The 13,167-nt window shown below is 44.0% G+C and carries 17 protein-coding genes; 16 read left to right on the forward strand and 1 reads right to left on the reverse strand.

Annotated features, from left to right (window positions below; genetic code table 11):
- The first annotated feature begins 101 nt into the window (after positions 1 to 101).
- The 3 genes from PTQ21_RS13590 to PTQ21_RS13600 are packed head-to-tail and all read left to right on the forward strand — an operon-like array spanning position 102 to position 1,536.
- Positions 102 to 677, forward strand: coding sequence for a DMP19 family protein (locus PTQ21_RS13590; protein WP_090808513.1), 576 nt, complete (start codon positions 102 to 104; stop codon positions 675 to 677).
- Positions 678 to 696: 19 nt separating this feature from the next.
- A complete protein-coding gene (locus PTQ21_RS13595) occupies positions 697 to 1,233 on the forward strand; it encodes a DEAD/DEAH box helicase family protein (RefSeq protein ID WP_274570217.1) in 537 nt (178 codons plus the stop codon).
- A 9-nt stretch (positions 1,234 to 1,242) separates the two neighbouring features.
- On the forward strand, positions 1,243 to 1,536 hold the full coding sequence (locus PTQ21_RS13600) for a hypothetical protein (protein ID WP_274570218.1): 294 nt from the start codon (positions 1,243 to 1,245) through the stop codon (positions 1,534 to 1,536).
- A 97-nt stretch (positions 1,537 to 1,633) separates the two neighbouring features.
- Here the strand turns inward: PTQ21_RS13600 and PTQ21_RS13605 are convergent, their stop codons facing one another.
- On the reverse strand, positions 1,634 to 2,407 hold the full coding sequence (locus PTQ21_RS13605) for a sporulation protein (protein ID WP_274570219.1): 774 nt from the start codon (positions 2,405 to 2,407) through the stop codon (positions 1,634 to 1,636).
- Between the two features lie 225 nt (positions 2,408 to 2,632).
- Here PTQ21_RS13605 and PTQ21_RS13610 point away from each other — a divergent pair, with 225 nt between their 5' ends.
- The 13 genes from PTQ21_RS13610 (at position 2,633) to PTQ21_RS13670 (ending at position 13,086) form a co-directional block, all read left to right on the forward strand.
- Entirely contained in the window at positions 2,633 to 3,304 is a 672-nt protein-coding gene (locus tag PTQ21_RS13610) for a class I SAM-dependent methyltransferase (RefSeq protein WP_274570501.1), read from the forward strand.
- A 57-nt stretch (positions 3,305 to 3,361) separates the two neighbouring features.
- Positions 3,362 to 3,802, forward strand: a complete 441-nt coding sequence (locus tag PTQ21_RS13615; protein ID WP_090808521.1) for a cupin domain-containing protein — start codon at positions 3,362 to 3,364, stop codon at positions 3,800 to 3,802.
- A gap of 20 nt (positions 3,803 to 3,822) precedes the next feature.
- On the forward strand, positions 3,823 to 4,365 hold the full coding sequence (locus PTQ21_RS13620) for a hypothetical protein (protein ID WP_274570220.1): 543 nt from the start codon (positions 3,823 to 3,825) through the stop codon (positions 4,363 to 4,365).
- A complete protein-coding gene (locus PTQ21_RS13625; protein ID WP_274570502.1) occupies positions 4,365 to 4,904 on the forward strand; it encodes a GNAT family N-acetyltransferase in 540 nt (179 codons plus the stop codon). Before PTQ21_RS13620 ends, PTQ21_RS13625 begins: the two co-directional genes overlap by 1 nt.
- A gap of 47 nt (positions 4,905 to 4,951) precedes the next feature.
- On the forward strand, positions 4,952 to 5,476 hold the full coding sequence (locus PTQ21_RS13630; protein ID WP_274570221.1) for a YfiT family bacillithiol transferase: 525 nt from the start codon (positions 4,952 to 4,954) through the stop codon (positions 5,474 to 5,476).
- Between the two features lie 28 nt (positions 5,477 to 5,504).
- Positions 5,505 to 5,978, forward strand: coding sequence for an NUDIX domain-containing protein (locus PTQ21_RS13635; RefSeq protein WP_274570222.1), 474 nt, complete (start codon positions 5,505 to 5,507; stop codon positions 5,976 to 5,978).
- Positions 5,979 to 6,008: 30 nt separating this feature from the next.
- A complete protein-coding gene (locus tag PTQ21_RS13640) occupies positions 6,009 to 6,515 on the forward strand; it encodes a GNAT family N-acetyltransferase (RefSeq protein WP_274570223.1) in 507 nt (168 codons plus the stop codon).
- Positions 6,516 to 6,782: 267 nt separating this feature from the next.
- Positions 6,783 to 7,502: a class I SAM-dependent methyltransferase gene (locus tag PTQ21_RS13645; protein WP_274570225.1), complete on the forward strand. Its 720-nt coding sequence runs from the start codon at positions 6,783 to 6,785 to the stop codon at positions 7,500 to 7,502.
- A gap of 72 nt (positions 7,503 to 7,574) precedes the next feature.
- The gene (locus PTQ21_RS13650) at positions 7,575 to 8,315 is read left to right on the forward strand and encodes an SDR family NAD(P)-dependent oxidoreductase (protein ID WP_274570226.1); all 741 of its coding nucleotides are present in this window, start codon (positions 7,575 to 7,577) and stop codon (positions 8,313 to 8,315) included.
- 302 nt (positions 8,316 to 8,617) lie between these two features.
- Positions 8,618 to 9,307 carry a response regulator transcription factor gene (locus tag PTQ21_RS13655; protein WP_274570228.1) on the forward strand — a complete coding sequence of 230 codons (690 nt, stop codon included), beginning with the start codon at positions 8,618 to 8,620 and terminating at the stop codon, positions 9,305 to 9,307.
- Positions 9,304 to 10,308: a sensor histidine kinase gene (locus PTQ21_RS13660; RefSeq protein WP_274570229.1), complete on the forward strand. Its 1,005-nt coding sequence runs from the start codon at positions 9,304 to 9,306 to the stop codon at positions 10,306 to 10,308. Before PTQ21_RS13655 ends, PTQ21_RS13660 begins: the two co-directional genes overlap by 4 nt.
- 100 nt (positions 10,309 to 10,408) lie before the next feature.
- Positions 10,409 to 11,164: an ABC transporter ATP-binding protein gene (locus tag PTQ21_RS13665; RefSeq protein ID WP_090894957.1), complete on the forward strand. Its 756-nt coding sequence runs from the start codon at positions 10,409 to 10,411 to the stop codon at positions 11,162 to 11,164.
- On the forward strand, positions 11,161 to 13,086 hold the full coding sequence (locus tag PTQ21_RS13670; protein WP_274570231.1) for an ABC transporter permease: 1,926 nt from the start codon (positions 11,161 to 11,163) through the stop codon (positions 13,084 to 13,086). Before PTQ21_RS13665 ends, PTQ21_RS13670 begins: the two co-directional genes overlap by 4 nt.
- Positions 13,087 to 13,167: the final 81 nt, after the last annotated feature.

Genomic DNA, 13,167 nt, shown 5'->3' on the forward strand with positions numbered 1-13,167 from the left:
ATAACATATTCTGCTATGATGTATAGGCGTTTAGTTATAGTGGACCTGTGTGAAATCATTGGTCCAACTTATATATAGAGATAGATACAGGAGGCAGAGAGATGAACAAATTACAGGAAGAATTGCAGCAATTATTACCTTTGGATCAGTTTGACAGCATGTCGGGTGAGGAAGTGGTGGGGAGTGTTGCCATGGATCTGTATCGCGCGGAATTTGCGACCATTCGGGAGTGTGGACCTGAACTTCCACAGGTATTGCGAGATACCATCCTGATCATAGATCTGGATACAGAGCTATCCATGAGCGGCATTACTGGTTTTCTTGAAAATTTGAGTGGGCGTTTTCTGGGTGAAACGACGGAAGCGATGCAGCGCATAGGCAATGATGCTGATGCAGAGATTTTGAAGAACATCCAGCATATGTTATCCGAAAGTGGTGTAACACCTGAGCAGTTAAGAGAAAATGTGAATGCACTCTCCGAACAGGATGTAACGACGACCCTGAATACGCATGGACAGCAGATCCATGAGGTTTTGCAACGGGTTGAGCTGGAAGCGGGTAATTTAAGCATGCAATCGGATAATGAAGAGGTATTTGAACTCCTTTATCAATATGTGGATACGAACAAAGATCGCCTGAAACAGGAGTTGGAGCACCTCTTGTCTAATTCAATCTGACACGCAGGAGGACTTCACTATGATTGTGATGATTAATGGGGCATTTGGCTCGGGTAAAACCTCTGCTGCAACCAAGCTGCAGCCGTTAATTCCGAACAGCATGATCTACGATCCAGAAGAGATTGGATACATGTTAAGAAACGTGATTGTGGATGACGTCCGAATGGATGTGGAGAAAACGGACGATTTTCAGGATATGGAGCTGTGGAAAGTCCTTACCGTGAAAGTCGCCCGTGAAATCAGGCAGAAGTATAACAAACATCTGATTGTTCCAATGACCATCTACAAGTCAGAGCAGTTCAGTTACATCCATCGGGGTCTGAAAGAGCTAGATACTGACCTTTTTCATTTTACCCTGATGACATCTATGGAAACATTACATGAGAGATTGTTGAAGCGCGGGGATAAGCCTGATGGATGGACTTTTCAACAAGCGATTAAGTGTGTCGAAGCATTCCATGGATCACGCTTTGAAGAGTACATTCAGACGGATGGGCAAACAACAGATGTTGTAGTGAATTTTATAACTTCCAAAGTGTTGTCAAACCGTAAATGAGGAGGCAAAATGATGACTATCAACAAACGATTAGGTATGGAGTCCCTGTTGGTAACTTTGCTATTCACACTGGGTTTTATGGCTTGGAATGTCATTCAAGGCATGTTAATGACGCTGAATCATACACCTGAAATGATGAACACCGATTCATCTACCAGCACGTTGCAGTCCAAGGTTGCTTTTGGCTCCATTGCCCGTTGGGATATGACTTCCATTCTGGTCGCTGCTGTTGGATTTCTCTTGCTTGCTGCTGCATACTACGGACTTCGATCGGGGATACAGCGCTGGACACAGCGTTTCTGATTGTTTATTAAAAGAAGAACATATTCAAAAAACAGTTCTACACCAATGAAAGTTGGTAGGAGAACTGTTTTTTTGTTTTTGGTCTATTCTTAATAGATTATAGATGCTTGGAGATGACCTCTTCCAGACCTTGGGCAACCGAATCCGCACCCCGTGCAAGGTGTCTCTCGTAGAGATGCAGTCGGACAAAGCTCTCATCCGTCCCCATCGCCTCCGAGAAAATGCCACCGAGTCCACGTGCGCGGCGGTCGATCTGAAGCAACAGTTCAAGTGAATCTCCCATCGGGTAGAACAGTACTTCCAGCTCATCCAAATAACCACGGAACTTGCTCGTTGGCACGAATTCAAATTCCTGTACAAATGGAAGATTGCCACCAAGCTTTGGAGCATAGTCGTTGGTCACTTCACGCAGCTTGAAACCAAGGAGATCAATCGCATCAAGCACAGTATTCATATCTTTTGTAGGAACTACATGGAGTCTGTCCCGGTCTGAGGGGTCCATGGCGCTTGAGATATCGAGGCCCGTTTCAACCCATACCTCTGCACGATGCAGTGTAATTGGGAGATTTTCAGGTAGATCAAAGGAGAAGGATTTCTCCAGTTTGGCGCCAGGCTGTAATATAAAATCCTCGGTAAGCAAGTATTTGGCTACAACGGCAGTTTCATTTACTTTTCGATCATTGTGCTCCCGTATGTAATGGGTTTTGATCGTAAGGTAGATTCGGTCTACATTCTGTTCCACGTCTCCACCCTCGATGTACACGATCCCAGAGATGATTCCTCCAGGCGTAACCTCAGGTGTATGTAATTCTGTATTTACTTTGGCTGCTCCAACACCTACACTGGCTAACATTTTCTTAAAAAAAGACATTCATTCAACCTCCACATCCTATTGGTTTATCCAAGTGGCAAAATACGACTTCGAGCATAATACGGCGCCTACGAGAGAAGCGTTTCAAATTTTAACAAGCACAAGATGAGGATAGATAAAACTCTTAAGTGAGAAAAAAGTTAACCTATGGACAGGAAAATCGACTTGTCTGTGTCGAATGTTGTTTAATATGGGATTTTCTTCTGGGGGGGATATCTATTGGGCATGGAATGGTATGACATGATCGGACAACGTAACGGAGGATACAAAGGCAGATCGGTATTTACCTGGGAGGGCAATTCAGCAGAAGATGTATTTGAAGCGCGCTTGATACAGTTGCTACCTCAGCATAAATCTGTGCTTGATGTAGGTTGTGGTCATGGTGAATTCACATTAAAAATGTCGGCATATACCGATCATATTACGGGTTTTGACAACTCGAAGGAGCTACTGCGTATCGCTCAGGCTGGGCTTGTGGCCGGTGACGTTGGCAATGTTGAATTTGTCTACGCTACAACCAAAACAGAGTTGCCCTTCCAAGACGAACAGTTCGACCTGATCTATGACCGCAGAGGACCTACGTCGATAATTGAACATAGGAGATTGTTGCGAAAGGGTGGCGTTATCTTTGGCATTCATACCGATGTAATCAAGGTACGAGAAAGGCTGCATACAAATCAGTATGAAAACATTGAAATTGAGGAATTCAATGAGGCCCTAATGGTCTTCCCTGATGAAAAAGAGTTCGCTATTTTTCTTTCCGATATCCCTGGCAACCCGGATTACACACAGCCTGAGTACCATGAGCAGCTTCAAGTTAAGCTGAAGGGAATTCAGATTGAGGGGAGACTTGCTGTGCGTGAGCACAAATATATCTGGAAGGCCGTAAGGCGTTAAAGAAAGATTATAAAATATGAATGCCTGACTTCGTATTTCAGATCTGGAGGTTGTGTTTTGGATAGAGAAACTTTAGAACAAAATTTAGGACCAGATAATGTGAATACCAGCTTCGAGCAGATGGCTAACGGGGAACGGAAATACAAAATGGTTTCAGAGGATGGCAGTTATTATTGCAGAACGATAGCTTCATCTCAGGGAGCGTGGCAAAATAGCCATTTTCATAACCATATAATCGAGTTCTATGTTGTGCAGTCTGGTTGGATCGCTTATGCAAATTTTACGAATGATCAGACGCTTGAAATGAGAGTTATGGGCGAAGGAAATCACGTCATTGTGCAACCAGGAGTACACCATAATTTATATATGTCAGCTAATAGCGTTATCCATACGATTAAATATGGTTTGAATACAGATAGTGATTGGTCTGCTTCTCCGGAACTGGACAGCGTTACACAGAGGCTAATGGAGAGAGAATTACTTCAGACTTACGGTTAATCAGCTTGGGGGTTGAATACATGCGAAAAAGTACGATATTTTGGCTAACAGGCATTGCGATTATTATTGTAGCAGCTTTCATTGTATATAATAATCTGGCTCCAAGCATTACAGCGCAGGATGTTAACATGAAGGGGACGATTCGGCAGACAGCTACGGATGAATACGAGGTGCAATTAGCCATTACACGCACAAAAGAAGATAAAGGTCAGCACACTATATATCCCCTTGTAGCTGGCTGGGGTTCAATATCTTTTGATGACAAACAGGACAACCGATTTATTCGACCTACTTCCGTCGGCAGCACAGGTGCAATGGAAGAGATTCTTCGTCAAGTGTTACAGAGGCAATCATCAACAGCGATTACTGAATTTGCAGGGTTCTCCATACCTGATGCGGTGGGCACGTACAAGGTGCGTTTTACCATTCATCCTTTGGGTGATGAGGCAGAACTGATTCGGCAACCGATGATCTATTATGTTCATCAGGAAAAATTACTGGGCAAAGACCTGAGCTGGGTCTCAGGAGAGCCTCTGGAGATCATTAAGGAGTATGCAGAGTGATGCTAATCTATCAATCGAATGAGATTACGGTACGTTTACTGGATGAAAAGGATGAACAGCTCCTTGTTCAATGGTTGTCTGACCCAGTAGTACTTCAATATTACGAAGGCCGTGATCAGCCGCATGATCTGAATTTGGTCAGAGATCACTTTTATAGACAAGAGGATACGGCAAATCGTTGTATGGTTGAACATGAAGGTAAACCGATCGGCTATATCCAGTTCTATGAACTGGAGGAGGAAGAACGGAATGAGTATGGTTATGGAGACACCGATGAAATCATCTATGGAACAGATCAGTTTATTGGAGAAGCTGATTATTGGAACCGCGGTATTGGCACACAACTTGTACAATCCATGATGACCTATCTGGTCAATGATAAGCAAGCTTCGAAAGTGGTCATGGACCCGCAATCATGGAACGAACGAGCCATATCCTGTTACGAGAAGTGTGGCTTCAGGAAGGTCAGACTGTTACCAGAACATGAGCTGCACGAAGGGAAAATGAGAGACTGCTGGCTGATGGAGTATGCCCCATAGGAGTGCAATGTGTATATTTAAACCATTTAACCAAGGAGGAATGATTGATGGATTTGAGGTACCCGATTGGAACATTTGAACATACAGGCGAGGTTACATCAGAGCAGCGGAAGCAGTGGATTCAGGATATTGCGGAGTTGCCGGAGCGCGCCCGCGAAGCGGTCAAAGGATTGAGTGAAGAACAATTGAGGTTACCCTACCGGGAAAATGGCTGGATGCTCAAACAGGTCATACACCATATGGCAGATAGCCATATGAATAGCATGGTTCGTTTCAAGCTGGCACTGACAGAGGATAACCCTACGATAAGACCATATTACGAGGAACGATGGGCTGAACTGAGTGATTCACGGGAGCTGGACGTCGAATTTTCCCTGCAAATCCTGGATGCGCTGCATCGTCGTTGGGTAGTGCTATTAAACACATTAACGGATGCAGACTATGCCAAAACCTTTTATCACCCTGCATCCAAAGAAACGACCAGACTGGATTATAATTTGGGCGTATATGCATGGCATGGTAGACACCACATTGCCCATATTACCTCGCTTAGAAGCAGATTGGGAATCTAGTGGTGAAATATGTGAGGTGTAATTTCTGATGATAGAGAAACAGTGGCTAGATCTCAGTGAATATGATGAATTGGAACAAGAGATTCAGTATGTCATCATGGTTACTCAGTTTCAGGAGAAATACGTCATTATCCATAACCTTAAACGCCAAGGCTGGGAATTCCCAGGAGGTAATCGTGAACCTGATGAGTCAGTTCTTAGGGCTGCAGAAAGAGAACTGTTCGAAGAGACAGGAGCATTGAGGTTCATGTTAGAACCTTTCGGAATTTACCAAATGAATGGAACGTTTGGTATGGTTTATTATGCGAATATTACAAAATTCCGTGCTCTATCGCTGGAACCTAACTCCGAAATAGGTGCAATGAAAATGGTAGATACACTACCAGAGGGCATGAATTTTGGTGATATGTTTTATTCTTTTTTGCATCAGTGGAAGGTATATTCTGCTAAAGGGACACACGAACACTTTGTGGATCTAACTTCTTGTGAAATTAACATTTAAATATCTAGTAATATTAAGGAGATTACATCGATGAATATACATATCAGACTTATGGATGAGAGCGACCCGGTCGTAATTTCGCAGGCGTTTCAGGAACAGGGTTGGGCGAAATCGGCGGAGCAGTACATTCAATATCTTGCAGAGCAGCAGAATGGTGAGCGGGTGACTTTGATAGCGGAATTGGATGGAGCTTTTGCCGGTTACGCGAATGTATTGTGGAATTCGTATTACCCTTCGTTCAGGGAACAGGGTATTCCGGAAATTAATGATTTCAATGTGCTGATCAAGTATCAGCGTCAGGGAATTGGATCACGTTTGATGGACCGGGCAGAAGAAGTCATTCATGAGCGAACCGAAACTGCCGGGATTGGTGTCGGGGTGTTCTCCGATTATGGCAAAGCTCAAATTCTGTATGCCCGTCGTGGATATATACCAGATGGACAGGGCATTCACAAGCATGATCGTTATCTAAAATGGGGCGATGAAACGATCATCGACGACGATGTAGTGCTCTATTTAACGAAGAAGTTAAGCTGATCGAATCCTGAATAAAAAGGATTATAACGCTGTTGAGAGGACAGGGAATTACTTTCTTCTAAACAGCGTTTTTTTACATATAATCAGACTGTTTTCGGCTCGAATCTTACAAGAAAAATAGAGTTGGATTGGGTGAAAATGTTATAATAGAGGGTAGTTGATTTAGGGTATAAACCGTGATGAAGCGGGCAAATGGTGAGCACAGAGATCGAAACATAAGAGGGAATATGAAGGATAATTTATATGGATTTGAGGAGGAATGTGGTTATGGAGAAGACGATTAAAAATGTCCAGGATCTATATGACATGCTTGACTCAGAATTCAGATCAGCGAAGCAATTTTGGGAACCTTTTTACGAGGATCGAGACCGGCCGATTCCCTTTTTTCCAAACAAACCGGATGAAAATCTGGTAGCACATGTGAACTCAGGAATATTACCTGGGGGCAAAGCATTGGAGCTCGGTTGTGGCCCGGGAAGAAATGCAATATATCTAACACGTCAGGGTTATAAGGTAGATGCTTATGATCTTTCAGAGACAGCCATTGCCTGGGCCAAGGAAAGAGCTGTGGAGGAACAGCTTGAAGTGAATTTTGAATGCAAATCAGCATTTGAACTCACGCCACAGGAAGAGTACGATCTGGTCTATGATTCGGGCTGTCTTCACCATCTGCTGCCACATCAGCGAATTCCCTACATACAGAAGATTCAGAACGGACTTAGACCTGGAGGGTATTTTGGAATGACCTGCTTTGCTCCAGGATTTGGCGGTCAGGGTGGACCGGAGAGCGTTATGGACGATTGGGAGGTATACCGTGAGAAGTCGATGAAAGGTGGTCTGGCTTTTACGGAAGAAAAGCTTCGCTATTTGCTGGAAGATCCTTTTGAATGCGTGGAGCTGCGACCGATGAAGGCGATGGATCAGGATGAAGATTGTTTTGGCTTGCCCATCCTATGGGTGACATTGTGGAGAAAACCAAACGTGTAGTCATAGAGGAAGGGTCATAGATTTGACGTGTTTAACCAATATTGCACAGAGCGAGAGAAAGGCGGGGAGAATATGGGACTAAGGTATTTTATCATTACAGGTACATCCAAAGGAATCGGCAAACAGCTCGCAGAGCTGTTATTGGAAAAGGGAGATCACGTCTACGGTATTGCACGCGGAACGTCTGACTTGGAGGAAGCCTACGAGTGTTACCAGCATGTTCGGTTTGATCTGGCAGATATTCATAGCATCGACAATCTTGTCTCAGGCATATTGGAACAGATTCCACCGCAAGAAGTTGAATTCATCGGGCTCATTAACAATGCAGCGATGCTGGAACCGTTGAAATCGATAGATCGGTGTAGTGCAGAGGAGATCAGTCTTAATCTGAACATCAGTTTGGCAGCGCCTATGATTCTGACTTCATCTTTTATACAACATACCAACCACCTGACCACACGCAGAAAAATAGTCAATGTATCGTCCGGGTCAGGAAGTTATCCCGCACCTTCAATGGCATCTTACTGTACCTCCAAAGCTGGAATAAACATGTTCACCCAGTGCGTAGCGATGGAACAATCCGGGCAACCCAATCCCGTTGAAGTGATTGCATTCGATCCAGGGATGGTAGATACTGAGCTACAGGTTGTGGCAAGAGGCAAAAATGCAGAGGAATTTGCACTGTCTGAGGTATTCGGTCAGGTCTATGAAGCAGGCCAATTAAGATCGCCACAAGATGTCGCAAAGCAATTGATCGAACGGATGGAAGAAATCAGTGATCCAAGCAAGGTCCTCCATACTATGGAGGGATAACAGATTAAAAGTTATAAACGTTTAGATTCATCTAAATTGGTAAGAGACTATGGATTTTACTTTGCCTCGACAATTTGTATTGTTCTATGTAATAGCGGCAGGAGTGGAAGAGACGGAATCGATTCTGAAGAAGCGGTAGCGTTCGCCTTTGTCACTTAATTTCTACATTTAATAAATTTAATAAAGGAAATTTGGGGACAACAGCGATCGGAAGAACGATCCGTATCTGGAACGGTCCCCCGTAGATTGTCAAACAATATGCTTCGGGCAATACTCAAGAAGAACAGAAACGTGGTGAAGGTATGTTTAAAATTATGCTCATTGAAGACGATGAATCGTTATTCAGTGAAATCAAAGAACGGTTATCCCAGTGGTCATATGACGTGTATGGCGTGCGAGATTTTGGCAAAGTGATTCAGGAATACAGTGCCATTCAGCCACAGCTAGTGATTATTGATATTCAGCTTCCCCAGTATGACGGATTTCATTGGTGTCGCATGATTCGAGCCCATTCCAATGTACCGATTATCTTTCTGTCCTCACGTGATCATCCTACGGATATGGTCATGTCGATGCATCTGGGCGCAGATGATTTTATCCAGAAGCCCTTCCATTTCGATGTGCTGATTGCCAAGATCCAGGCGACCCTGCGTAGGGTGTATAACTACAATACAGAGCGGATTGAGCTGCGCACATGGCGTGGGGCTACCATTGAATATGTGAAAAATACACTTACCCATAACAATGAATCTGTCCTTTTGACCAAAAATGAAATGTTCATTCTCAAAGTGCTAGTGGAGCACAAAAATCAGATTGTGACCCGGGAAGACCTGATTCGCAGCTTATGGGATCATGAACATTTTGTGAGTGATAACACGCTGACAGTCAACGTCAATCGCCTTCGCAAGAAACTAGAGCCGCTAGAACTCGATGGCTATATCGAAACGAAAGTTGGTCAGGGCTACATGGCAACGGAAGAGGATGAAACATGATTGGTAAGTACATACGGGAAAAGCTAAGCTGGTTAGTGTTGCTTATAAGCATGCAGCTCATCTTTTTATTTGTAGCCTATATCGACACGTCCATTCCATTCCGATCCGTATCCTATATCGTCGTGCTGAATGTGGTGGTATGCATCGTTTTTATCTGGGCGAGATATCCAAGAGAGACTCGTTTCTACAAAAGATTAACTGCCTGGGATCATACCTATGATCCAGGGGATTTGGATATCGCTGAAAGCCCTTATGAACGGATTGTGCACGATGCCGTGACTTCCCAGACCGAACGTTATCGGAAGGAGTCCTCATCTCATTTTATTTTGCTGGAGCAAGAAAAGGATGAGATGCTGTCCTGGATTCATGAGGTGAAGACGCCCTTAACCGCGCTACAATTAATGATTGAGCGAATGCCGGATGACAAGCTGCAGGGTCAGATGACGTATGAATGGCTGCGAATTCACCAACTGCTCGATCAGCAGCTTCACCAGAAGCGTATTCCATTTATGCATAATGATTTGTTTGTGGAAGAGACAGAGCTTGAACCGATTTTGAACGGCGAGATTAGAGCTTTGAAGTCATGGTGTATATCCAAACGGATTGGCTTCGACGTGTCATTAGATGTGACAAAGGTGCTGACCGACAGCAAATGGTTAGGTTTTATCATACGGCAGCTGCTTAGCAATGCGGTGAAATATAGTCATTCCTCTGACATTGTCATTGAAAGCAAGGAACAGGATGGGCACATCATACTGACTGTTCAAGATTATGGACGAGGGATCGAGGCGCAGGATTTACCACGTATCTTTGATAAAGGCTTCACTTCAACTCAGGGTAGACTGGAAGGAACGGCAACGGGAATGGGCTTGTATTTGACCCGACAGGTGGCACAAGCACTTCGTATAGACGTTAAAGTACAGTCTGCTCCCGGAGAGGGCACTAGTGTCAAGCTAACCTTCCCGAGAAAAAATGACATGATCCACCTAGCAGGCGTGTGACAACATTGTCACATGCTTTTTGGTTTTGTTCGGTGAATCGCACGATTAATTGGAGCATCCCGCCTATGATAAAGATATACCAAAGAGGAGTGAGTGGGATATGTGGATACTGGAAGCCAAAAAAATTCATAAAGTCTATGGCAACAAATTAAATAAACAGGAAGTCCTCAAGGGGATTGATCTCGGGGTAAGTAAAGGCGAATTTGTTGGGATTATGGGGCCCTCGGGTTCGGGGAAAACGACGCTGCTGAATGTTCTTTCTTCGATCGATCGGGTAAGTCAGGGCACAATTGAAATCGAAGGCCAGGAGTTTACCGGCATGAAGGAGAAAAGGCTGGCTGAGTTCCGCAAAGACTATCTCGGTTTTATTTTTCAGGAATATAATTTGCTGGATACCCTCACGGTGAAGGAAAATGTATTGCTGCCGCTCTCGATTACGAGTATTCCGAAGCATGAGGCACACCTGAAGTTCGAACAAATCGCCCGTGAGCTGGGCATATATGAGCTGAAAGACAAATATCCATCCGAAATCTCGGGTGGACAGAAACAGCGAACTTCAGCCGCCCGTGCGTTTGTGCATGATCCGAGCATTATTTTCGCTGACGAGCCGACGGGTGCACTCGATTCCAAATCGGCTTCGGACCTGCTTGGCAAAATGAGTGATATGAACAGGAAGCATCAGGCTACGATTATTATGGTTACACATGATCCGTTTGCCGCAAGTTATTGCAGCAGGGTGATTTTCATCCGGGACGGTCAGATCTACACCCAATTAAATAAAGGAGACGAGTCCCGACAAACTTTCTTCAACGATATTATCAAAACTCAGGGCGTGTTGGGTGGTGTGCAGCCATGAGCCTGAACTACATCATCTTTCGCAATCTGAGGAAAAACCTGAAAAATTATTATCTTTATGTCTTTGCCCTGATTTTTAGTGTGGCCCTGTATTTTTCCTTTGTGACCTTACAGTATGATCCCTCCATGGATGAGGTTGCTGAATCAACGAAAGGAGCGGCTGCGATCGGCGCATCCTCCGTGTTACTGATTGTTATTGTGGGCATTTTTCTGCTCTATGCCAATACGATCTTTATCAAGCGACGCAGTAAGGAGATCGGTTTGTTTCAGCTAATCGGACTGACGAAGGGGAGAATATTTGGCATCTTGAGTGCGGAAAATTGCATTCTCTACTTTGGTTCTATGGTAATCGGTATTCTAATTGGGTTTCTGGGTTCCAAGCTGATATTGATGATTTTGTTCAAAATTATTGGCGTTGATGTGATCACGAAGCTATACTTCTCACCGATGGCGCTAGTGCAAACGCTGATTGTCTTTGCTGTCATGTATCTGCTTATCATGTTGATGAATTACACGTTTATCCGAGCCCAGAGTATTCTATCACTCTTTCGGGTGTCTTCTACAACAGAGCAGCAGGTAAAGAAGTTATCTGTGGGGCAGATTCTGATGGGCATCTTGGGTATTGATCTGATCGTGTTCGGTTACATCCTGTCTGCACGGCTGTTCAGCGTCGAGAAATTGGATATGCAGCAGTTAATGTACACCATGATTTTGATTTTGTTCTCGGTTATTCTGGGGACATATCTGTTCTATAAAGGTTCCGTCAGTTTTCTCTTTAATCTGATTCGCAAAAGTAAAAAAGGCTATCTCTCCATTAATGAGGTATTGTCGTTATCCTCCATCATGTTTCGCATGAGGTCGAATGCCTTGCTGCTGACCATTATTACTACCGTATCTGCACTCGCCATAGGTTTGTTGTCGCTCAGTTACATTTCCTATTATTCGGCAGAGGCACAAGCCAAGGAAAGCCTGCCGGAAGATTTTTCATTTGCTCAGGCTGAGGTAAAGGATCGTTTTGTTGCTGAGCTGGATAACAAACAAATTCCGTATGAAGAAAAGCACAGACAACCTTTATATATTGAGATTGATGCATCGAAGGTCATGAATGACTCCCTGTCGGAAGATCGATTGTTCAGCAGTGTGTTAAGTGACAGCATGGTGGATAACATCGACCTGAAACCAGGCGAAGTTATTTTCATGGGATATGGCAATGTGATTCAGCAATTCTTTTCTATTAAGGATGAAGGTCCCATTGTTCTTCACGGGTTGAAGAAAACGATTGACCAGCAGCTAATCGGAACCACGAAACAGGGCGTGCTTCCCGTATACTATAACCAAGGCACGCCCGTGACGGTTGTGGATGAATCGATTTATGCAGAGCTTGCGCAGGATCTTGATCCAAAACTTCAAAAAGGGCAAGCGACCGATTATTACGGTGTGCAAATTACAGATTCGAGGCAAGACGAGAATGCATATGCTATTTTTGCAGATCTGCAATTGAAGGCCCCAAGCTTCTCCCAGATCGAGTTCAGAAATAATCAACGTACCAGTATGGGCCTGATTATGTTCATTGTTGGTTTCCTGGGACTCACCTTCTTGATTACATCCGGGTGTATCCTCTATTTCAAACAAATGAATGAGAGCGAAGAAGAGAAATCAAACTATACGATTCTGCGCAAACTCGGGTTTACGCAAAGCAATCTGTTACGCGGAATTCAGTTCAAGCAGTTGTTTAATTTCGGCATTCCCCTTGTTGTGGGACTGAGCCATAGTTATTTTGCCGTGAAATCAGGCTGGTTTTTCTTCGGTACAGAACTTGCCACACCGACTGTAATCGTCATGATAGTGTATACGTTGTTGTATTCCATCTTCGGCCTGTTGTCCATATGGTATTACAAACGAGTGATTAAGGAATCATTGTAGACCAGAGGAGGAGGAACAGAGGAATACATTAAAAAATTCCGAAGAAGGGCAACTGTATGATATACAGTCTGCCCTTTCTTT

The organism is Paenibacillus marchantiae (assembly GCF_028771845.1).
GTDB lineage: Bacteria > Bacillota > Bacilli > Paenibacillales > Paenibacillaceae > Paenibacillus > Paenibacillus marchantiae.